Source organism: Agromyces aureus, assembly GCF_001660485.1.
Classification (GTDB): Bacteria; Actinomycetota; Actinomycetes; order Actinomycetales; family Microbacteriaceae; genus Agromyces; species Agromyces aureus.
Window position 1 is genome coordinate 2,003,545 of record NZ_CP013979.1, and the last position, 19,207, is coordinate 2,022,751.

Genomic DNA, 19,207 nt, shown 5'->3' on the forward strand with positions numbered 1-19,207 from the left:
CGCGCGGCGAATCGCCCGCGCCGGCCGTGTCGATTCGTGCACGCGGCTGGGGGTGGCGTCACGGTGGTCGGCGCCACCCCGCCGTGCGCGATCTCGATCTCGAGATCGCGCCGGGGGAGCGGGTGCTGCTGCTCGGCGCATCCGGGGCCGGCAAGTCGACCCTGCTGCACGGCCTGGCCGGTGTGCTCGGCGGCGATGACGATGGCGAGACCCTCGGCGAACTGCTCATCGACGGCCGGCGTCCAGCCGACGCTCGTGGGCGCGCGGGTCTCGTGCTGCAGGATCCCGATGCGCAGGTCGTCATGGCGCGCGTGGGCGACGACGTCGCGTTCGGCCTCGAGAACCTCGGGGTCGCGCGCGACGAGATCTGGCCCCGCGTGCGGGCGGCGCTCGACTCGGTCGGTCTCGCGCTCCCGCTCGAGCATGCGACGACCGAACTCTCGGGGGGCCAACGTCAGCGTCTCGCCCTCGCCGGCGTGCTCGCGATGCGCCCCGGACTGATCCTGCTCGACGAGCCGACGGCGAACCTCGATCCCGACGGCGTCCGCGAGGTGCGCGACGCCGTTGCGTCCGTCGCGGCGGCGACCGGGGCGACGCTCGTCGTCGTCGAGCATCGCGTCTCGACCTGGCTGCCGGTCGTCGACCGCGTGATCGTGCTCGGTGCCGCCGGTGGGGTGCTCGCCGACGGGCCTCCGGCTCGGGTGCTCGCGGAGCGCGCGGACGACCTCCGCGCGGCGGGCGTCTGGCTGCCCGACGAGGTGCCATGGCGCGCGCCCGCGACGTCGGTCGGCCCGCGGCATCCGCTGCTCGAGGCCTCGCAGCTCGACGTCGGCCGGATCGCCGGCGTCGCCGTGCAGCGCGGCATCGACCTGCAGGTGGATGCCGGCCGGGTGCTCGCCCTGGTCGGCCCCAACGGCGTCGGCAAGTCGACGCTGGCGCTCACGCTCGCGGGACTGCTGCCGCCGCAGGGCGGGCGGCTCGCGGCATCCGATCTCTTGGCGCAGGGGCTGCGCACCGAACCGATCAGGTGGCGCTCGCGCGACCTGTTGACGCGCATCGGGACCGTCTTCCAGAGCCCGGAGCACCAGTTCGTGGCCGGATCGGTGCGGGCCGAGCTCGAGGTCGGTCCGCGGGCGTTGAAGCTCGGCGAGGGTGAACGCCGTGCGCGGGTCGACGAGCTCCTCGAGGCGCTGCGCCTCGGACAGCTCGCGGGCGCGAACCCGTTCACCCTGAGCGGCGGCGAGAAGCGACGCCTCTCGGTCGCGACCGCGATCGCGACCCGACCGCGACTGCTCGTGCTCGACGAGCCCACGTTCGGCCAAGACGCCACGACGTGGCGCGAGCTCGCGAAGCTCCTCGTCGGGCTTCGCGACGAGGGCGTGGCGCTCGTCGCCGTGACGCACGACGAGGTGTTCGTCGACGCGATCGCCGACGAGCGGTTCGAGCTGCACCCGCAGGCCTTCGAGGTCTCGAGCATCGCCACCTCCGGCGCGAGAGGGAGTGCGCGCCGATGAGCATCGCGAGCATCCGTCCCGGCCTGCCGCTCGCTCGGGTCAACCCAGTGGCGAAGGTCGCCGCGACCGTGCCGCTCAGTATCGTGCTGATCCTCACGCTCGACGTCGTCTCGGCGAGCGTCGCGATCCTGTGCGAGATCCTCGTGTTCACGCTCGTGGGGCTCGGCGGACTGCTCTGGTCGCCCCGGACGCTTCCGATCTGGATCGCCGCGCCGCTCACGGGCGTCAGCATGGTGCTCTACGGCGCTCCGTCGGGTGCCGTGCTGTGGGAGTTCGGCCTGATCCACGTGACCGAGGGGTCGGTGCAGATCGGCCTCGCGACGACGGCCCGCGTGATCGCCATCGCCCTGCCCGCGGTCGTGCTGTTCCTGACGATCGACCCGACCGACCTCGCCGACGGGCTCGCGCAGACGCTTCGCCTGCCGGCCAGATTCGTGCTCGGCGCGCTCGCGGCACTCCGCCTGGTCGGGTCGTCGATCGACGACTGGCGCACCCTCCACCTCGCACGTCGGGCCCGTGGCATCGCCGATCGCGGGGTCGTCCGCCGGTCGCTCGGGCAGGCGTTCGCGATGCTCGTGCTCTCGATCCGGCGCGGCGGCACGCTCGCGACGGCGATGGAGGCCCGCGGTTTCGGCGCCGGCACCGAGCGCACCTGGGCCCGGGTCGCCCACTTCGGCCGCGTCGAGTGGGTCGTCATCGCGGTCGGATGTCTCGTCGCCGTCGTGTCTGCGACGGTCGCCGTCACGACGGGGAGCTGGAATGTCGTCTGGTCCTGACCCGTTCGGCGCGGAGCGCCGATCGCCGGGTTCGGCCCTGCACGCGGTCAGGGCGGCCGTCCGCGGCATCCGCCGACCGCTCGTGGTCATCGACGGGCCGAGCGGTGCGGGCAAGTCGACCTTCGCCGACCTGTTGATCGCCGATTGGCCGGGGCGGGCACCCGACCTGGTGCGCCTCGACGACGTGTACCCGGGCTGGAACGGCCTCGAGCAGGCGGTGAGCGCGCTCCGCCGCGACCTGGTGCTTCCGTGGATGCACGGCGTCCCTGGCCGCCGGCACGCGTGGGATTGGGCGGCGGATCGCCCGGGCGATGAGACCTCGCTGCGTCCGGGCAACGCCCTCGTGATCGAGGGCTGCGGTGCCCTCGCCACCGCTGCTCACGCCACCGGTGCCCGCGTCGGCGCGGGTTCCGCTGCTGGCGAGCGGCGCGTCGTTCGAGTCTGGGTCGACGTGCCGTACCCGCAGCGCCGCGACCGCGCGCTGGCACGGGACGCGGGTGCCTACGACCCGTTCTGGCAGGTCTGGGAGGCGCAGTGGAGACGGTACGTCCGGCGGCTGCCGGCGGCATCCGCCCCGATGATCAGGGTTCGCCTGCCCTGAGGATGCGACTCAGGGCGAGGTGTCAGCCCTGGGCCTCGATGAACGCGTTGATGACCGGGAACGGGTGCGTGAGACGCCAGATCGGCCCCGGGTCGCGGATTTCGGTCGACAGTCGCAGCGGCGAGGAGACCTCGTCGGCGCCCGTCGCGACCGTGACGCGACCGATGTCGCGGGCACTGGACGAGGTCGTGAACGGCTCGACGCTGATGCTGGCCTCGCCGATCGACCCGCCCCACGGCGCCTCCGCGCGGTCGACGGTCGCGATGAGGTCCGATGTGCTTCCCCAGGCCGAAGTGGCCTTCGCGTAGACCGTTCCCTGGGAGATGACGGTCACGGGCGCGGCCGAGGCCGTCACCGACGCGACCGCGGCCGCGATGGCGGGGTCGAGGGTCTCGTAGTCGGGCATCAGCAGCATGACGCCGATGATTCGACTCGGTGCGTTCGCGCCCTCGACACGGACCTCGGTGGTGAACACCGAGGCGAGTCCGGCCTGGTCGGTGTAGCTGCGGGTGATCTCCCGCACCCCGTCGCTGTTGTCGCGGTCGACGAGGTCGGGTGCGCTGTGCGAACCGAGCACCGTCTGGTCGGGCTCGTCGAGCATCGCGGCGAGGCTCGGGTTCTCGAGCACGAGCGCCGTGAGTCGCGCGAGTTCGTCGGCGGTCGTCGTGTTCTCGCCCGAGAGTCCGGTGGTGTCGGCGACCGTGCTGGAGGTGAACCCGGCATCGGCGAGCCAGGCGTTCGCGCCGTCGACGTAGGCGTCGACCGTGCCGAACGCCCATCGCGCGAGCGTGTCGGCGTGATTGTTGCTCGAGGTCAGCATGATCGCCCGCACCACGTCTCGCTCGGTCCACGAGTCGCCGGGGGAGACCTGCAGCGCCCGCGAGCCGTCGGCCTCGTAGCGCAGGTAGTCGGTGTAGTCGGCGGGTCCGATCTTGATGAGCGGCCCTTCGCCCTCGCCCGGGACGGGCAACGGCAGCGAATCGAGGGTCGCGAGCACCGTGACCAGTTTGGCCGCACCGCCCATGGGGACGATCTCGGGGTCGCCGGCCGTCGCCAGCACGGTCGCAGCGCCATCGTCGCCGACGACGGCGAGGGCGCTGGCGCCCGCTTCGGGCAGCGCCAGCGGGGCGGACGCGGGCGCGCCCGTCGCACCGCCGGCGACGGTCTGCACGGTCACCGCGGGAAGCGGGCCGAGCAGCATCGCGGGCGCGTAGACGCCGATGCCGAGGATCGCGACGGCACCGACGATGATGCCGATCACGCGAGCGGGGGAACTCATGGATTCAGCGTACTGGCGCTGACGTCACGCCCAGCCCAACTCGTGCAGCCGGTCGTCGTCGATGCCGTAGAAATGCGCGATCTCGTGCACGAGGGTGACGTGGATCTCGTCGCGGAGTTCGTCTTCGTCGTCGCAGATCGCGAGCAGCGGCTCGCGGTACAGGATGATGCGATCGGGCATCTCGCCCATGCCGTAGCGATCGCGTTCGGTCAGGGCGTAGCCGTCGTAGAGTCCGAGCAGGTCGAGCGTGCCGTCTTCGGGGCGGTCCTCGACCACGAACACGACGTTCTCGAGCCCGTCGATCATGTCGTCGGGCAGTTCATCGAGTTCGTCGACGACGATCGCCTCGAAGGCCTCCGCATCGAGCTGCACGTACGGCTCCGATCGCCGGCGACGGACCTTCGACTGCGAATCGCAGCGAATATTCATTGGGGTGAGTAACGGGGCTTGAACCTGTTGCATCTACTATCCCATGGAGGGGTGAAAATCGCGTGATCGCGGGCGAGTGGCCAATAAGTTGGCGGGTATCACCCTGACCAAGATATTGGCGTACGGCGCCAAGAATATTGATCCGCTGTAGTGCGCACTACAACGGAGAGTGCTTGGCCCGCGCCTCCACAGCGTCCGCGATCACCGCGGCGAACGGGATGCCGAGCGCCTCGCTGAGCGCGTCCGCATGCTCGATCGAGAGTTTCCGGCGACCACGGAGCAACTGCGATATCGTGCCCTGGTTGATGCCTGACCGCTGCTCGAGCTCGTCCTGAGTGACGAGAGACTCTGCTGCTACCTCCGCGAGGACCGCAGCGATATACGGCCAGAGAGGTTCGCGCACGGCTGGACTGTATGTGTTCCCGTGGCCCCCATTTTGGTGATTCCGCCGAACATGCACCCTTGCATATCATTTGCGAGGCAGGCGCTTTCCCTACTAGCGCCGCGAAGGGGACAGTGACGATGCGCAACGAAGCGAAGGTCTGTGGCACGGGGGCGGCATGCGAGGCGTACTGCCCGCTGGTGCGAGTCGGGCGCGACTGCCCCGACATCGACGACATGCTCTCGATGGCAGACATGGCCGGCATCACGCCTTCCGAGCTGCTTTCGCTGCCAACGCTGCAGCACGCGTGAGGTAGTCGGCGTGGTCGACGCCGATCACGTCGAGTATCTCGAACATCTCGTCGAGCCCGAGGGGCGTCTTCCCGTTGAGCTTCTTGCTCAGGTTCGAGACGTCGATCCCAACCTCCGCGGCGACGTTCTGCTGCGTCCAGCGGTTGGCTTTGATATCTGCCTGGAGCTGCTTGGCGTAGGCCTTTGCCCGCGCGCTGACTTCTTGGCTCATGCTGCCAAGGATATGGCGTTTAGCCCCATCTCGGTACGTTTGCGCGCAAAAAACTGATCATTCAGGGCTACCCCTGAGGCCCCCAGTTCACGGGGGTGGTTGCATGAACTTGGCGGAGTTTGCCAAGAAGTTGTTGCGAAACGCCATTGTGCGCGCTACTGTCCTCGTATGCACAAGAAGTTGGCGCCAGACACCAACATCATCACTCGGGTGGTGGAGGTCGTCGGAGGCGAATACGAAGACGTGAACGTCGATGATCTGCTCGCCACGTGCGACGCTCTCGGCGTCGAGCCGGTGGAGCTGCTGTGAACGCGGGGGAGGGGCACGAGCCCTGGGTCGATGCGACCGTCGTCGCGAAGCACATCGGCGTCGAACCGCAGACGGTGCGCGAGTACGCCCGGCTGAAGAAGCTACCCGGCCGCAAGTTCGGCGGGTCATGGCGATTCCGACTCTCGGACATCGATGCGCCGGCCCCCGTGGCCGACCCGTGGGTGCGGAAGAACTGATGGACACGCGCTGGAAGCCCATCCCGGGCCACGAGCACAGTCACGAGGTCTCAGAGTTCGGAGACGTTCGTCGAGTAGGCACCCCGACGCGGGCGCCGAAAGCGCTCCGGCCGATCACCGATCGTACACGCCTGAGAACACGTGGCACAAGCACGACCGGCGGACCGGTCGCAGCTACCGCGTCTGTCGAGAGTGTCGGCGCGCGACCCGCGTCTGACCCGCTCTAGCATCTTCCGCCCTCGTGGGCGGTGCCCCGTCGCGCCTTCGCGGCAACCCCTGAACGGGGTGAATAGAGCTCGCAGTAGGACGCCCTGGAACACGACTCCCGGCTCTGATCACTGCGAGTGCGAAGACCACTCCACAAGCTTCGGCTGGCGGGGCGCGCGAGATCCATGTGGGGCGCGTTCGTGTTGCGGGTGGGCCGGATGGACACGTAACCGCTGCGCACGACGTAGCCGGTGTGAACGGCGCAACACCACATGGCTGCAGATGGCCCCGAGAGGGGTGCCCGATGACGGGCTAAGCGATCACGAGGCAGCCGGCGCTTGCTGGCGGAAACCACCTCTACACGGGTGCCGGGGTTCAAGTCCCCGGAAGCGCACGGGCGGTCGGGCTGCTCATTCCCCCCGGGTGAGCGACCCGACCGTTTGGGACCGCACAAAGAGAAACGCACCGGCGGCAACCGGTGCGAATCAAGAGAGGAAAGCAGATGACCTCAATGGAAATCGTATCGCACGCGTTCAACGGCGTGCAGGTGCGAGCAGAGATCGACGAGCACGGAGATCCGTGGTTCATCGCGGCCGACGTGTGCCGCGTCCTGGAACACACCAACCCGACGATGGCGGTCGCCGCACTCGACGACGACGAGAAGGGTCTCAGCAATGTTGAGACCCCTGGCGGTGCCCAGCTGCTCGTCAGCGTGAGCGAGGCCGGCCTGTACTCGCTCATCCTCCGCTCGCGGAAGCCGGAAGCGAAGGCCTTCAAGCGGTGGATCACCCACGAGGTGCTCCCCAGCATCCGCCACACCGGCCAGTACGTGGCCGAGTCGCCTGAACAGCTCATGGCCCGCGCGCTCGTGCAGGCGCAGCAGACGCTCGAACAGTCCGCGGCCCGTATCGCGGAGCTCGAACCTCGCGCGGAGGCGTGGAACGCGATCGCATCCGCCGAGGGCGACTACTCCGTGGGCGACGCGGCCAAGATCCTCGCCCGCGCCGGCATCCCGACCGGGCCCACGCGACTGTTCACTCAGCTGCGCGACCTGAAGTGGACGTACCGCGGCGCCGACGGCGCGTGGCGGGCGTACGCGGAACGGGTCGAGTCCGGCCACCTCGCGGAGAAGCCGCAGTTCCACTACCACCCGTCGACCGGTGAGCGGGTGCTGGATGCCCCGCAGGTGCGGGTCACGGTCAAGGGCCTCGAGCGGCTGCGGCTTCGGCTGCATGTCGGAAAGGCGGTCGCGTGATGTCCACCCTCGACGCTGAGAACACATCGGCCCAGGTCACGGACGACCTGATCCGTCGCCTGCGGGAGGCAACCCCGCCGCCCACGTTCGACCGCCTCGTGCACGGCGACTGGTTCACCGCCGTCCCCGCCCCGGTGCCCGCGTCTCACGCGGTCGGGCATGGGGTCGTTGGTGTTCCGATGCGCCACCGCCGTGCGACCCGTCTCCGGTTGTGGTGGCGGCGACTCGTCACGCGTGACGTCACGCGTGACGCCCGACTGTTGGCCGACCTCAACGACAGGAGCGGACTGTGAACGCGGTGTGCGCGAGCCACGGTGGCTACGCGGACTGGGAGTGCGAACTCGACGCCGGTCACGAGGATGCCCACCGCGACGCGCTCGACCGCACTTGGCCGAACGAGGGCGAAGACGTTCCGCCCGTGCCGGTCATCGCGGCCGAGAAGATCACGGTCAGCGACGCTGAGCGCGCGCTCGACCGAGGCTACGACGGCGAAATGGAGATCGAGGGCGTCAAGGTCGCGTTCTACGTCGATCCCTTCGACAAGGAGTTCGTCTGGTTCCACAACCCCGGCGAAGATCCCGGCGACGAGGGCGAGCTCGCGATCGCGCGCTTCGAGGTCGAGCGAACGGTGGTGCGCGCATGAGCGGCCCGCACGACATCCCCGACACCGTTCCGCTGCAGTGCGACATGTGCGACCAGTACACGACCGTCACCGAATGGACCGACCCGGCCAAGGGCTGGTTCTACGACGCATGGACGTGCGCCAACCCTGACTGCGGTGCAGGCCACTCCGGCATGTCGGGCAGTGTCCGCGATCTCCACGATGCCGGGTTCACGAGCATCCTCCTCATCCTCCGTGTCCTCGGCGCCGTGCTCATCATCACGGGCCTCCTCGGCCGCAACCTCCACCTCGCCTCCGTCGGCGGGGCCCTCCTCTTCCTCCTCTACACGGTGAGCCTCGCAGCCCGCCACGACCAGAAAGCCGACCACTCATGACCGACCTCACGAAGACCGTCGAGTCGTTCTTCAACATGCCGCCGCGCGACACCTCGAGCGACCCGCTGCAGGCCGCGATCGAGCGCCTCGAGGAGATCCGCGACGCCGCGACCGACGGCGACTGGCAGATCACCATCGAAGGTATCCACGCCGTGTCCGACGAGCACCGGTACGGGTCCGAGTTCGTCGGGTCCATGGCGTCGGGCGCGGACGAGCGGGCCGTCGTCGCGGCGTACGCGCTCATCGACCCCGTGCTCGCGCTCCTCCGCCGGTACCAGGAGTACCCCGACATCCGACTCGAGGAAGCCGTGATGAACCTCGCCAAGGCCGTCGGCGCATGAGCGACATCATGAAGCCGCAGCTCGAGGTCGTGCGCGAGCGCATGCAGCGCGCAACGCCCGGCCCGTGGGGATGGTTCGGCAACACGAAGGCGAACCACGTCTACCTCGCGACGCAACGCTGGGGCCGACACCTGGTCATGGACTTCGCCCGGTGGGGCATGCAGGCCGCGCAGCCCGTGTTCTTCGGCCGCGAAGACCCGGCCGCGATCAGCGAGGGCCGCGTCTCGAACGGCACCTACCAGCCCGCCGCGAAGGTGCCGGTCTTCGAGGTCGCGCGTGACGCGCTCTCCGCCGACGACGGCCGCGTCTACCGCACCGACCTCGTCGGCCTCCGCAACGCGGATGCCGCGTTCATCGCGAACTCGCGCGCCGACGTCGAATGGCTCGTCGGCGAGGTCGACCGCCTGCAGGGCATCGTCGATGCGGGCACCGCGAAGGCCGCCGACGGGACCACGCTCCGCCTGATCGGCTGGACGTGCGAGCACCGGTGGAACACGGACGCAGACGGCAAGCACCTCGGCTGGGACCACCGCAAGGGCAAGCTCGTGAAGCAGACCAACGTCTCCGGATCGACATACACCCTCGGTCAGTGGGGCCACGACGAGCCCGAACGCCGGTGCCCGTACGCGAAGCCCGTGTTCTCGATCGTCGAGCCCGATGCGGTGTCGGCATGAGCGCGTGGGATGGCAACGGCCCCGTCATGCCGGAGACCGTGCAGACCGATGACGTCGACCGTGTCGTGATCTTCGTCCCCGGCACGCCCGTCCCTCAGGGCTCCAAGAAGGGCTTCGCCCGCGGCCGGTTCGTGAACATCGTCGACGACAACGCCGACACGTTGAAGCCCTGGCGCGCCACCGTCGCCCACCACGCGGACATCGGCCGCACGTTCGACGGTCCCCTCGAGGTCACGCTCACGTTCCACATGCCCCGCCCGCAGCGCCCCCGCTGGTCGCGCCCGGCCGTGAAGCCCGACGCCGACAAGCTCGCCCGAGCAATCCTCGACGGACTCACCGACGGCGGCCTCATCGCCGACGACGCCCGCGTGGTCGACCTCCACATCCACGAGGAATACGCCGACACCCGCACGGGCGTCGACATCGAAGTGAAGGCGGCGCGCTCATGACGTGGACCAACCCGGCGAGCGACGACCTCGCAGCCTACGAGCCCGAAGACATCGGGCACGACCCGTCCATGTGCGGGCCCGACTGCATCGAACACGGCATCGTCGCGACCGAGGCCCGCTCGTCCGCGTTCTTCGCCCGACAGAACGGGAGCGCACGATGAGCGACCTGCAGGGCATCGTCCACGACCTCCCCGACGAGGCCTACTTCGCACACGACTCGCTCTCCTCCACGGGCGCACGACGGCTGCTCGACTCGCCCGCACGGTACCGGTGGGAGCAGGAGCACCCGCAGCCGCCGCGGCAGGCCTTCGACGAGGGGCACGCGATCCACACCCTCGTACTCGGAACCGGGTCGAACATCGTCGAGCTCGACTTCGACAACTTCCGCACGAAGGTGGCTCAGGAGGAGCGTGACGCCGTGTACGCGGCCGGTGGGGTGCCGATGCTCGTCAAGGACATGGCACCCATCCGGGCGACCGCAGAAGCCGTGCTCGCGCACCCGACCGCCCGCCGCCTGTTCGAGCAGGACGGGCACGCGGAGACGTCCCTGTTCGCCACGGTCGACGGCGTGCCCTGCCGTGCCCGGTTCGACTTCTACGCGCCCGTCGGCGTCGACCTGAAGACCACCGCAGGCAGGGCCGATCGGCACGGGTTCTCCCAGTCCGCCGCGAAGTATGGCTACGACGTGCAGGACGCCTGGTACCGCGACGTCCGCGAGGTCGTCACCGGGGAGCGCGGCGAGTTCATCTTCGTCGTCGTCGAGAAGGACGCCCCGAACCTCATCGGCGTCCACCAGCTCGACCGCGACTTCGTCGACCTCGGCCGTGCGAAAGCACGTCGTGCCCGCGAGACCTTCCTCCGCTGCACCGAAACGAACACGTGGCCCGGATACCCCGAGCCCATCCAACTCGTCGTCCCGCCCGTGTGGCTCATCAACGACGCAATCGACAAGGAACTCGCATGACCGACATCGTGCTGCCCAACGCAGCCGCATCCCAAGGAACCGCCGTCGAGCAGGCGCGAGCCGTCGCGGAAGTCGCGGCCGCCGTCCGCGTCGCGCAGGACTTCCCCCGCAACGAGACCACCGCCCGCGAGCAGATGCTCGCAACCTGCTCCCGAACCGCAGTTGCGGAGCGGGCGTTCTACGAAGTCCCGAACCGTGGCGCCGGCCTCTCCGTGCACGCCGCACGCGAGCTCGCCCGCATCTGGGGCAACGTCGACTACGGGGTCCGTGAACTGCGCCGCGACGACGAAGCAGGCGTCTCCGAGATGCAGGCGTGGTCATGGGATCAGCAGACCAACGTCCGCTCGACCCGGTCGTTCCTCGTCCCTCACGCCCGCATGAAGGGCAAGGCCCGTCAGACCCTCACCGATCTCGGCGACATCTACCTCAACAACCAGAACACCGGGGCACGGGCAGTCCGTGAGTGCATCTTCTCCGTCCTCCCCGGATGGTTCCTCGCCGAAGCCGAAGACCGCCTCAAGCACACGCTCCGTGCAGGTGAAGGGCAGTCGATCGAGGACCGTATCGCCACGGCGATCTCGAAGTTCGCCGAGATCGACATCACGCAGGCGCAACTCGAGGGACGTGTCGGCCGGCCGACGGCGAACTGGCAGCCGAAGGACCTCGTCACCCTGACGCGGATCTACTCGACCATCAGCATCGACGGCATCTCCGTGGCGGAGTTCTTCCCCGAGCAGCCGCTCAGTCTCGACGCCCTCGACGCACTCGAGCGCACCCCCGGAGAACTCGCAGAGGAGCAGAACCCGTGACCGACACCCTGCCCGGACTCGAAGACCAGACGCCGCCCGCGGGCCCGTTCATCGTGAGCCTGCTCACGAACGCGCTGATCGCCGACGACGCGATGACGCTTCCGGAACTCGCGGCGACCGCCGACTGCAAGACGAACGCCGAGGTCGAGGCGCACTACGCCGCCTGGTACCGGGACACCTACACGTTCCTGATGCACGCCTCGCTCGCGCACGTCCTCATCCGCCTCGAAGAGAATCACCCGAACCTCGCCGCAGGCATCGCGGCCGAGGTGAAGGACTGGCTCGAAGCCGGCGACGCCTACCCCGAATTGATCTGGGAATGGGCGACCAAGCGCGGCCTCGACCCGGAGAAGATCCGCGCCGACGCCCGCACCGCACACGAGGAGTGGCTCGCAACGGTGCCCCGGCACCTGCACACCGCCGTCCCCCTCGACGGCACCGAGGTCGCACCGTGAAGCGCGACACCCGTACCGCGTACCGCGCCCGTGCGAAGGCCACCGAGGCGCACGTCGATGCCGCGGTCGCCGAGGTGAAGGCCGACCGCGACGCGAAGTATGAGACGGCACGCACGGCCTCCCGTCTCGCCGAGGCGCAGCGGGTGCGGTTCACCGCCGCCGACCTCGCCGACGCGACGCACGTGCGCACCACCCTCGGGTGGCACGAGGTCGTCCGGGTCAACGCGAAGACCGTGACCGTGAAGACCGCCTACTCGTGGGACGACCGCGTCCTCATCTCGAAGATCCTCGAACACCGAAAGGTGACCTCATGACCGCTCTGCTCGAGCGCGCCGGATACGCGCGCCCCGCCGTCGACTGGAACGGCCTCACCGTCACGGACCTGTTCTGCGGCGCCGGCGGCTCGTCGTCGGGTCTCGTCGCCGCCGGGTATCAGGTCATCATCGCGGCGAACCACTGGGCGAAGGCGATCGAGTCGCACCAGCTCAACCACCCGGAGACGGACCACTCGAACGCGGACATCTCGCAGGTGAACCCCGGGTTCTTCCCCCGCACTGACATCCTGTGGGCGTCGCCCGAGTGCACGAACCACTCCGTCGCGAAGGGCGTGAAACGGCAGCGCGCGACCGACGCGATGCTGTTCGACGTCGACGGCACCCGCCCGCTCGCCGACGAGGCCGCGAACCGCTCGCGCGCCACGATGTGGGATGTGCCCCGGTTCGCCGAGCACCACGCCTACCGGGCGATCATCATCGAGAACGTCGTCGACGCATACCGGTGGGTCATGTTCCCCGCCTGGCTGCAGGCGATGGAACTCCTCGGCTACGAGCACGAGCTCGTGTGGCTGAACTCGATGCACGCGCAGGGCGGCGGGCTCCCGGCGCCGCAGTCGCGCGACCGCATGTACATCGTGTTCTGGCGCAAGGACACCGCGACGGCGAAGCGTCCGCGGCCGAACGTCGAACGCTGGACGCGCCCGCTCGCCGTGTGCGCTCAGCACGGCGAGGTGCGCGCGGTGCAGGCGTTCAAGAAGGCCGAGCGGTGGGGCCGCTACCGGGCGCAGTACCTCTACCGGTGCCCGGCGTGCGCGGCCGTCATCGAGCCCGCATGGCTGCCCGCCTCGAGCGCGATCGACTGGTCAATCCCGGGCGAGCGCATCGGCGACAAGAAGAAGCCGCTCGCGGAGAAGACGAGGGCCCGGATCGAGAAGGGCATCGAACGCTACTGGCGCCCGCTGCTCGTCACGGCCGCGGGGAACACGTACGACGGCATCACGACGGGCTCGAGCTACCTTCGCGCACGTCCGATCGACGACGTCATGCCGACCCAGCACACGACGGCATCCGAAGGCCTCGCGGTACTGCCGCCGTTCCTCACACAGTTCCGTGAGCGCGAGCGCACTCTCGACCCGGCGCGCGACCCGCTGACGACGCTCGTAGCCGACGGCGCAGGGCACGCGCTCATCACCGATGGCATCCATGGTGGCGGCACCGTGCAGTCAGCCCGCGACGCGCTGCTGACGCAGACGACGGCGCAGACGAAGGGCCTCGCCTACGCGCCGCTGCTCGTGCCCGTCGAGGGTCGCGAGGGGAAGGTCGCGGCATCAGCCGACGGCCCGCTGCGGACGCAGTCGACCAGGAACGAGACGGCGCTCGTCGTCCCGCTTCGCAACCACGGTGTGACGAAGCCGGCGACGCACCCGATCGACACCGTGAGCGCGAACGGAAACCATCACGCGCTCGTGATGCGCAACAACGAGGGAGGAGCCGAGATGACCACGCCCGTGCACGAGACGCTCCGGACGCTCACGACCGGCGGGCATCAGTCGCTCCTCACGCCCTACTACGGCGCGAGCGAGTCGGCGAAGCCCACGAGCGATCCCCACGGCACGCTCACCACGACCGACCGATACGGACTCGTCGAGTCGGAGCTGTCGCTCGACGTCGACGACGTCATGTTCCGCATGCTCACGCCCGACGAGATCAAACGCGGCATGGCGTTCGCATCCGACTACGTGCTGCTCGGCACGAAGCGCGAGCAGGTCAAGCAGGCCGGGAACGCGGTCACGCCGCCCGCGGCGCGCGACCTTGGCCTCGCCGTCGCCGAGTTCCTCAACGGCGAGCTGGTCGCAGCATGAGCGTCACGATTCAGGTCGAACTCCCGGATGACGTCTACCGGGCGCTCATGCCGAAGGCCGATGAGGCGGGCACGCAGGTGCACCGGCTCGTGGCGGCTGCGGTGACGCGGTCGGTGCGGCGTCCGGCGAAGCAGACGAAGGCGCGTGACGCGAAGCAGCAGCGAGCAGCCGCCGCCCGCGCCGCCCGCCTCGAGCGCGACCGCCGCATCATCGAGCTCAACGGACAGGGATGGTCGGACAACCGGATTTCGAAGGAGCTCGGTACCTCGCCGGGCACCATCGGAGACGCCCGGCGCCGCCTGGAACTGCCGAAGCGGTTCGCGAAGTTCGGCGAGGAGTTGGCGACGTGATCGGCCCGAAGGTGGCGAAGCCCACCGCGGCCGCCGAGCGCGACGCCTACGAGATCGCGACCCTGCGTGACGCGGACACGTGCCAGCGGTGCCGACGGTACTGCGGGCCGACCGCGCGAGATCACCGGAAGAACCGCTCCCAAGGCGGCCAGACGGTGGCGTCGAACCTGTGCGTCCTCGGGCTCGGCTGCCACATGTGGAAGACCGAGAACCCGGAAGACGCCGTCGACGACGGTTGGGCCGTCCCGGGCTGGCCGCGCGCCGACTGGCGGCAGTGGCCGGCCCGCCGGTGGGTGAAGCACCCCCTCGGGTACCTCGACCTCGTGTGGGTGCTGCTCGACGACGTCGGCGGCTGGGAAGTCATCGACGAGACCGACGCGCGCGAGCGCATGAGACAGATGGGTTGGGAACCGTGAGCTTCACAGCGAAGTACCCGGGCCGGTGCGACGACTGCCGTGAGGCGATCGAGCCCGGCGACGACCGCACCCTCGTGCACGTCGTCTGCGATGGGCCCGGCGTCGACCAGATGACGGACCTCGACCGGGACGCGAAGCGCGAGGTCTGCCCCGAGTGCTTCCTCCTGAAGCCGTGCGTCTGCGGGGTGTTCTGATGGCCCGCGGACGCATCATCCATCCCGACTTCTGGACCGATGGGGTCATGATCGGCCACACGCCGTTCGCCCGCCTGTTCTACATCGGCACGTGGAACTTCTCGCTCTGCGACCAGGGGCACCTGCCCGACGACCCGATGGGGTTGAAGCTGAAGATCCTGCCCGCCGACCCGGTCGACGCCGTCGGCCTCGTCGACGAGCTGCTCACCTCTGGGCGGCTGCGGCGCATCACGATCAGCGACGGCCGCACGTTCCTCTGGGCGCCGAAGTTCTCCGAGTGGCAGACGTCGGACACGCGCAACAAGCCGCGGTGCCCGGTCTGTCGAGACACCGCGATTCCCGCAGAAACACATACGGGATTTGACGGGACTGACGGAGATTCCACAAACCCCACTCAGAGGGGAGGGGAGGGGATGGGAGAGGAAGTAGAGGGGAGGGGAAGCGCCGACGGCGCCCCCACCCCCTTCTGCCCCAAACACCCCGGCGGAACGACCGCCCCGTGCCGAGCGTGCGGCAACGCGCGTGAGGCTCGCAAGGCGCACGACGCGGCGGCCCGATCGAAGCCGACCGCCCGCCCCGTCAAGGCCGGCGAGTGCGCTCACAAGTCGATCCACTCAGGCCGTTGCGATGACTGCGGCCACCTCGTGAAAGGCGTAGCCGCATGAGCACCGCGGACATCGCGTTCAGCGCGTTCCTGTCGACCATCACCCCGGGCCGGGTGAAGCGCGAGCGGTGGCAGGAGCCGATCGCCGTGACCCTGGCCCGCAAGTACGACCACGAGACCGAACGCCTCCGGGCGTCCATCCACACCAACACGAAGGAGCACGCAGCATGACGCAGCGCATCTGGTACAACGCCGACGTCGACTACATCGGCGCCGTCGGCATCTCGTCCGTCCGCGAGATGGCCGAGCTCGCTGTGAAGGAGCCCGACATCACCGATGCGCTCGGGCTCCACGAAGTCGAAGACCCCACCGTCGAGCAGGTCGAGGAGGTGCTGAACGAGCTCAACATCGAGGCCTCCCGTGTGCCGGCCGCCGTGCTGCACAACGAGCGATGGGACGGCGTGATCGCGACCATCCCACTCGACGCGAAGCCGGGAAGCGGCTACGTCAAGGTGCTGGGGACGAACCTGTGAGCGTCGAGACGATCATCCAGTCGGCTCCCCGCATCACGGAGACGATGATCGCGGCTCGATTCTGGGCCAGCGTCGACGTGCGCCGCCGGCACGAGTGCTGGCCGTGGCAGAAGGCCTCGCGCAACGGCTACGGCGTGTTCCACCCGACCAAGGGCGAGACCGTGGGTGCGCACCGGTTCGCTCTGGAGATCGCGCTCGGTCGGCCGCTGGCCGAAGGCATGCAGGCACGGCATCTCGTCTGCGACAACCCGCCCTGCTGCAACCCCGCCCACCTCGCCGAGGGGACGAACGCGGACAACGTCGCCGACATGGTCGGCAAGAGCCGCCAGGCGCGCGGCTCCATGAAGTCTCGCCTCGCCGAGGCCGACATCGTCTCCATGCGTGAGCGCGCCGCTCAGGGCGCGCTCCTCGCAGATCTCGCCGTCGAGTACGGCATCGCACCATCCCTCGTCACCATGATCGTCCGCGGACAGCGCTGGAAGCACGCTGGCGGACCGATCACCCTCACCTACCGAAAGGCATCCGCATGAGCGGCGAAACCATCATCACCGTGGTCGGCAACCTCACAGCAGATCCCGAACTGCGCTACACGCAGGGCGGTCTCGCCGTCGCGAACATGACCATCGCGTCGACGCCGCGCACGTTCGACCGGCAGGCGAACGAGTGGAAGGACGGCGAGGCGCTGTTCCTGCGGGCGTCGTGCTGGCGTGAGTTCGCCGAGCACGTCGCCGGCTCGCTGACGAAGGGCTCGCGCGTCATCGCGACAGGCCGCCTGAAGCAGCGCGCCTACGAGACGAAGGAGGGCGAGAAGCGCACCTCCATGGAGCTGGAGATCGACGAGATCGGCCCCTCGCTACGGTACGCGACCGCATCCGTCACCCGGGCACAGTCGAACCGGGGGCAGACGTCGCAGGGATCGGCCCCTGACGCCCCGTACAGCCCCGAACAGCAGTCGGGTGACACGTGGGCACCCTCGAACGGTGGTGAGGGCTATGGCAACGAGCAGCCGTTCTAAGCGCGACCCGATGGACGAGGTGCGACGCATCCTCGCCGAAATGAAGGCGAACGGTGTGACGATCCACACGAGCCCGGCGCCCGGCCGAGAAGCATCGTTCGGTGAGCGGGCGATGGGCGTCATCGACGCCGAGGCACGGAAGCTCGGCATGACCTACGGCGACGACGAGGCGGTGCGCTGATGGGCGCGAACGATGCACGCGAGCAGCTCGAGGTCGGGCAACGCCTGATCGCCGAACTCGAAGCAGAGAACGCGAGGCTCCGCGCCGAACTCGCGGACTGGCTCAGGGAAGCGCAGGCGCGATCGATTCAGCGTGACAACCTCGCCCGCCTGCACGAGGTCGCCACCGAGCGGAACGCTGAGCTCGCCACCGAGCGCGACGAGTTCCGTCGCCTGTTCGCGGAGTGCCACCCGGTGCACCTCAAGGGCGTGCAGGAGGCTGCCCGCCTGGCCGCCGTGGTCGAGCATGCGAAGGAGATCGTCGGCGATCCGGCACCGGAGTACATGCCGGGCAGCGAATACGCACGTCGGGTCTTCGCTCTACGCCCGCTGCTCGCCGCCGCCGGCACGGATGCCGCACTCACGGCGTGGCACGCGAAGCAGCACGAGGGCGAGACGATCGCGCTCGAGGGTGACTTCATCACCGTCACGGTGGACAAGTGCACGTGTTGCGGCGCTGACCAATACGGGCACTCCGCGCACGAGCCGCACTGCGGGACGGAGCCGCTGCAGAACGTGGCAGACGCCGTGCGCGAGGTACGCGCGAAGGCCCTCGAAGAGGCTGCCGATGGTCTGGCCGCCGATCCGGCCGCGAAGTCGTGGGAGCTGTGGGACTCGGATCGTCGCGAGTACTGCACCCCGATCGACTGGCTCCGCGTCCGCGCTACCGCGACCCGGGAGGGACGATCATGAGCGGCGTCGTGTTCCACTGTGCCGAGCTCCATGAGCGGATCGCCGAACTGCTCCGGATGCTCGGCAAGGAGCGCGGGCTGACCCTCACGGAGTGCTCCCGCTGCGGCGGGCTGATCGTCGCCCACGTCGAGGGCAACGACGAGCGCAACGAGGCGATGGAGATCTGCGGGGCGTGCGGTCTCGCAGTCAACGGCGAGAGCCGAGCAGATGCCATCGATGCCTCCGCGGACTGGCTCGAAGCCATCCGGCACGAGACATGGAACGGCGGCCAACGCCGCCCATCGAACTACCGCGCCGCGGCGGCTGACCTCCGCGGACACGCGAACGACATCAGGGAGGGACGATCATGACCGACGAGACCGAGTACACGCCCACGACCGAAGAGATTCGGGAGGCTTGGGTGATCGTGGACGAACCTGACACGGGGTCGGCGCCACCGCTCTGGATCGCCCCCGAGTTCGACCGCTGGCTGGCCGAGCATGACGCCGAAGTAGCAGCCAAGGCGCTCGAAGACGCCATCGCGTTCATTGATGCCTCTCCTGCGGTCACGTGGACGGGCAAGGGTGGCGTGAAGTCACGGTTAGTCGCTCTGCGTGTATCGACGGGCGGTGAGAACCATGGGTGAGCCGAGCATGCGCGAACGGGTGGCGCAGGCGATCGACAAGGCGCTCGACGGCGACTGTGGGTACGGCGTTGGCGACAGCGTCGCGGACGTGATTCTCCCGTTGATCGAGGAAGCCGTGACCGCCGAACGGGAACGATGCGCCGAACTCGTCGAGCGCGACATGGTGCATGGCGACTTCGATCCGACATGCGAGGCGGACATCGGCTACTACGACGCGATGGTGAAGTTCGCTGCCGCTATCCGGGGCGGTGAGAACGAATGA

The 19,207-nt window shown here is 69.1% G+C and carries 35 protein-coding genes; 31 read left to right on the top strand and 4 right to left on the bottom strand.

The genetic code is table 11. From position 1 onward, the window contains the following. The first annotated feature begins 83 nt into the window (after positions 1–83). The 3 genes from ATC03_RS08680 to ATC03_RS08690 are packed head-to-tail and all read left to right on the top strand — an operon-like array spanning position 84 to position 2,891. Complete coding sequence (locus ATC03_RS08680) at positions 84–1,514, top strand: ABC transporter ATP-binding protein (protein ID WP_084003717.1); 1,431 nt, start codon at positions 84–86, stop codon at positions 1,512–1,514. Then, entirely contained in the window at positions 1,511–2,290 is a 780-nt protein-coding gene (locus tag ATC03_RS08685; RefSeq protein WP_067875669.1) for an energy-coupling factor transporter transmembrane component T family protein, read from the top strand. Before ATC03_RS08680 ends, ATC03_RS08685 begins: the two co-directional genes overlap by 4 nt. Continuing rightward, on the top strand, positions 2,274–2,891 hold the full coding sequence (locus tag ATC03_RS08690; RefSeq protein WP_067875672.1) for a nucleoside/nucleotide kinase family protein: 618 nt from the start codon (positions 2,274–2,276) through the stop codon (positions 2,889–2,891). Before ATC03_RS08685 ends, ATC03_RS08690 begins: the two co-directional genes overlap by 17 nt. Positions 2,892–2,913: 22 nt before the next feature. Here the strand turns inward: ATC03_RS08690 and ATC03_RS08695 are convergent, their stop codons facing one another. The 4 genes from ATC03_RS08695 to ATC03_RS08710 all read right to left on the bottom strand — a co-directional run bounded on the left by ATC03_RS08695 (position 2,914) and on the right by ATC03_RS08710 (position 5,503). Beyond that, the gene (locus ATC03_RS08695; RefSeq protein WP_084003396.1) at positions 2,914–4,170 is read right to left on the bottom strand and encodes a D-alanyl-D-alanine carboxypeptidase family protein; all 1,257 of its coding nucleotides are present in this window, start codon (positions 4,168–4,170) and stop codon (positions 2,914–2,916) included. A 24-nt stretch (positions 4,171–4,194) separates the two neighbouring features. Continuing rightward, positions 4,195–4,476: a metallopeptidase family protein gene (locus ATC03_RS08700; RefSeq protein ID WP_418118900.1), complete on the bottom strand. Its 282-nt coding sequence runs from the start codon at positions 4,474–4,476 to the stop codon at positions 4,195–4,197. Between the two features lie 280 nt (positions 4,477–4,756). Next, on the bottom strand, positions 4,757–5,002 hold the full coding sequence (locus ATC03_RS08705; protein ID WP_067875683.1) for a helix-turn-helix domain-containing protein: 246 nt from the start codon (positions 5,000–5,002) through the stop codon (positions 4,757–4,759). A gap of 243 nt (positions 5,003–5,245) precedes the next feature. Beyond that, the gene (locus ATC03_RS08710; protein WP_067875686.1) at positions 5,246–5,503 is read right to left on the bottom strand and encodes a helix-turn-helix domain-containing protein; all 258 of its coding nucleotides are present in this window, start codon (positions 5,501–5,503) and stop codon (positions 5,246–5,248) included. A gap of 168 nt (positions 5,504–5,671) precedes the next feature. On the opposite strand from ATC03_RS08710, the gene ATC03_RS20555 reads away from it, so the two are divergent. The 28 genes from ATC03_RS20555 (at position 5,672) to ATC03_RS08830 (ending at position 19,207) form a co-directional block, all read left to right on the top strand. Continuing rightward, positions 5,672–5,812: a hypothetical protein gene (locus ATC03_RS20555; protein WP_156997162.1), complete on the top strand. Its 141-nt coding sequence runs from the start codon at positions 5,672–5,674 to the stop codon at positions 5,810–5,812. Then, on the top strand, positions 5,809–6,009 hold the full coding sequence (locus ATC03_RS08715) for a helix-turn-helix domain-containing protein (RefSeq protein ID WP_067875689.1): 201 nt from the start codon (positions 5,809–5,811) through the stop codon (positions 6,007–6,009). Before ATC03_RS20555 ends, ATC03_RS08715 begins: the two co-directional genes overlap by 4 nt. 709 nt (positions 6,010–6,718) lie before the next feature. After that, complete coding sequence (locus tag ATC03_RS08720; RefSeq protein ID WP_067875690.1) at positions 6,719–7,471, top strand: phage antirepressor KilAC domain-containing protein; 753 nt, start codon at positions 6,719–6,721, stop codon at positions 7,469–7,471. After that, on the top strand, positions 7,471–7,764 hold the full coding sequence (locus tag ATC03_RS08725; RefSeq protein WP_152030904.1) for a hypothetical protein: 294 nt from the start codon (positions 7,471–7,473) through the stop codon (positions 7,762–7,764). The genes ATC03_RS08720 and ATC03_RS08725 overlap by 1 nt, the downstream gene beginning before the upstream one ends. Further along, positions 7,761–8,114, top strand: a complete 354-nt coding sequence (locus ATC03_RS08730; protein WP_067875696.1) for a hypothetical protein — start codon at positions 7,761–7,763, stop codon at positions 8,112–8,114. The genes ATC03_RS08725 and ATC03_RS08730 overlap by 4 nt, the downstream gene beginning before the upstream one ends. Further along, the gene (locus ATC03_RS08735; protein ID WP_067875699.1) at positions 8,111–8,467 is read left to right on the top strand and encodes a hypothetical protein; all 357 of its coding nucleotides are present in this window, start codon (positions 8,111–8,113) and stop codon (positions 8,465–8,467) included. The genes ATC03_RS08730 and ATC03_RS08735 overlap by 4 nt, the downstream gene beginning before the upstream one ends. Continuing rightward, positions 8,464–8,808 carry a hypothetical protein gene (locus ATC03_RS08740; protein ID WP_067875703.1) on the top strand — a complete coding sequence of 115 codons (345 nt, stop codon included), beginning with the start codon at positions 8,464–8,466 and terminating at the stop codon, positions 8,806–8,808. The genes ATC03_RS08735 and ATC03_RS08740 overlap by 4 nt, the downstream gene beginning before the upstream one ends. Beyond that, positions 8,805–9,482: a hypothetical protein gene (locus ATC03_RS08745; protein ID WP_067875708.1), complete on the top strand. Its 678-nt coding sequence runs from the start codon at positions 8,805–8,807 to the stop codon at positions 9,480–9,482. Before ATC03_RS08740 ends, ATC03_RS08745 begins: the two co-directional genes overlap by 4 nt. Beyond that, a complete protein-coding gene (locus ATC03_RS08750; RefSeq protein ID WP_198168715.1) occupies positions 9,479–9,931 on the top strand; it encodes a RusA family crossover junction endodeoxyribonuclease in 453 nt (150 codons plus the stop codon). The genes ATC03_RS08745 and ATC03_RS08750 overlap by 4 nt, the downstream gene beginning before the upstream one ends. Then, entirely contained in the window at positions 9,928–10,092 is a 165-nt protein-coding gene (locus tag ATC03_RS20560) for a hypothetical protein (protein ID WP_156997161.1), read from the top strand. Before ATC03_RS08750 ends, ATC03_RS20560 begins: the two co-directional genes overlap by 4 nt. Continuing rightward, a complete protein-coding gene (locus ATC03_RS08755; protein ID WP_067875711.1) occupies positions 10,089–10,895 on the top strand; it encodes a PD-(D/E)XK nuclease-like domain-containing protein in 807 nt (268 codons plus the stop codon). The genes ATC03_RS20560 and ATC03_RS08755 overlap by 4 nt, the downstream gene beginning before the upstream one ends. After that, entirely contained in the window at positions 10,892–11,704 is an 813-nt protein-coding gene (locus ATC03_RS08760) for a hypothetical protein (protein WP_067875714.1), read from the top strand. The genes ATC03_RS08755 and ATC03_RS08760 overlap by 4 nt, the downstream gene beginning before the upstream one ends. Further along, entirely contained in the window at positions 11,701–12,159 is a 459-nt protein-coding gene (locus ATC03_RS08765; protein WP_067875717.1) for a hypothetical protein, read from the top strand. The genes ATC03_RS08760 and ATC03_RS08765 overlap by 4 nt, the downstream gene beginning before the upstream one ends. Continuing rightward, positions 12,156–12,473 (top strand): hypothetical protein, encoded by a 318-nt coding sequence (locus ATC03_RS08770; RefSeq protein WP_067875720.1) that lies wholly within the window; start codon positions 12,156–12,158, stop codon positions 12,471–12,473. The genes ATC03_RS08765 and ATC03_RS08770 overlap by 4 nt, the downstream gene beginning before the upstream one ends. Then, a complete protein-coding gene (locus ATC03_RS08775) occupies positions 12,470–14,296 on the top strand; it encodes a DNA cytosine methyltransferase (protein WP_067875723.1) in 1,827 nt (608 codons plus the stop codon). The genes ATC03_RS08770 and ATC03_RS08775 overlap by 4 nt, the downstream gene beginning before the upstream one ends. Further along, positions 14,293–14,646 carry a hypothetical protein gene (locus ATC03_RS08780; RefSeq protein WP_067875726.1) on the top strand — a complete coding sequence of 118 codons (354 nt, stop codon included), beginning with the start codon at positions 14,293–14,295 and terminating at the stop codon, positions 14,644–14,646. The genes ATC03_RS08775 and ATC03_RS08780 overlap by 4 nt, the downstream gene beginning before the upstream one ends. Further along, a complete protein-coding gene (locus ATC03_RS08785; protein ID WP_067875729.1) occupies positions 14,643–15,062 on the top strand; it encodes an HNH endonuclease in 420 nt (139 codons plus the stop codon). The genes ATC03_RS08780 and ATC03_RS08785 overlap by 4 nt, the downstream gene beginning before the upstream one ends. Beyond that, complete coding sequence (locus ATC03_RS08790; protein WP_152030905.1) at positions 15,059–15,256, top strand: hypothetical protein; 198 nt, start codon at positions 15,059–15,061, stop codon at positions 15,254–15,256. The genes ATC03_RS08785 and ATC03_RS08790 overlap by 4 nt, the downstream gene beginning before the upstream one ends. Then, on the top strand, positions 15,256–15,921 hold the full coding sequence (locus tag ATC03_RS08795; protein WP_067875735.1) for a hypothetical protein: 666 nt from the start codon (positions 15,256–15,258) through the stop codon (positions 15,919–15,921). Before ATC03_RS08790 ends, ATC03_RS08795 begins: the two co-directional genes overlap by 1 nt. After that, positions 15,918–16,091, top strand: coding sequence for a hypothetical protein (locus ATC03_RS20565; RefSeq protein ID WP_156997160.1), 174 nt, complete (start codon positions 15,918–15,920; stop codon positions 16,089–16,091). The genes ATC03_RS08795 and ATC03_RS20565 overlap by 4 nt, the downstream gene beginning before the upstream one ends. After that, a complete protein-coding gene (locus ATC03_RS08800; protein ID WP_067875737.1) occupies positions 16,088–16,393 on the top strand; it encodes a hypothetical protein in 306 nt (101 codons plus the stop codon). The genes ATC03_RS20565 and ATC03_RS08800 overlap by 4 nt, the downstream gene beginning before the upstream one ends. Beyond that, positions 16,390–16,923: an HNH endonuclease gene (locus ATC03_RS08805; protein WP_084003398.1), complete on the top strand. Its 534-nt coding sequence runs from the start codon at positions 16,390–16,392 to the stop codon at positions 16,921–16,923. The genes ATC03_RS08800 and ATC03_RS08805 overlap by 4 nt, the downstream gene beginning before the upstream one ends. Continuing rightward, on the top strand, positions 16,920–17,408 hold the full coding sequence (locus ATC03_RS08810) for a single-stranded DNA-binding protein (RefSeq protein WP_074401003.1): 489 nt from the start codon (positions 16,920–16,922) through the stop codon (positions 17,406–17,408). Before ATC03_RS08805 ends, ATC03_RS08810 begins: the two co-directional genes overlap by 4 nt. Then, on the top strand, positions 17,386–17,589 hold the full coding sequence (locus ATC03_RS20245) for a hypothetical protein (protein WP_152030906.1): 204 nt from the start codon (positions 17,386–17,388) through the stop codon (positions 17,587–17,589). The genes ATC03_RS08810 and ATC03_RS20245 overlap by 23 nt, the downstream gene beginning before the upstream one ends. Beyond that, on the top strand, positions 17,589–18,320 hold the full coding sequence (locus ATC03_RS08815; RefSeq protein WP_067875740.1) for a hypothetical protein: 732 nt from the start codon (positions 17,589–17,591) through the stop codon (positions 18,318–18,320). The genes ATC03_RS20245 and ATC03_RS08815 overlap by 1 nt, the downstream gene beginning before the upstream one ends. Then, positions 18,317–18,670 (top strand): hypothetical protein, encoded by a 354-nt coding sequence (locus ATC03_RS08820; RefSeq protein ID WP_067875743.1) that lies wholly within the window; start codon positions 18,317–18,319, stop codon positions 18,668–18,670. Before ATC03_RS08815 ends, ATC03_RS08820 begins: the two co-directional genes overlap by 4 nt. Further along, positions 18,667–18,945 (top strand): hypothetical protein, encoded by a 279-nt coding sequence (locus ATC03_RS08825; protein WP_067875747.1) that lies wholly within the window; start codon positions 18,667–18,669, stop codon positions 18,943–18,945. The genes ATC03_RS08820 and ATC03_RS08825 overlap by 4 nt, the downstream gene beginning before the upstream one ends. Then, on the top strand, positions 18,938–19,207 hold the full coding sequence (locus ATC03_RS08830; protein WP_067875750.1) for a hypothetical protein: 270 nt from the start codon (positions 18,938–18,940) through the stop codon (positions 19,205–19,207). Before ATC03_RS08825 ends, ATC03_RS08830 begins: the two co-directional genes overlap by 8 nt.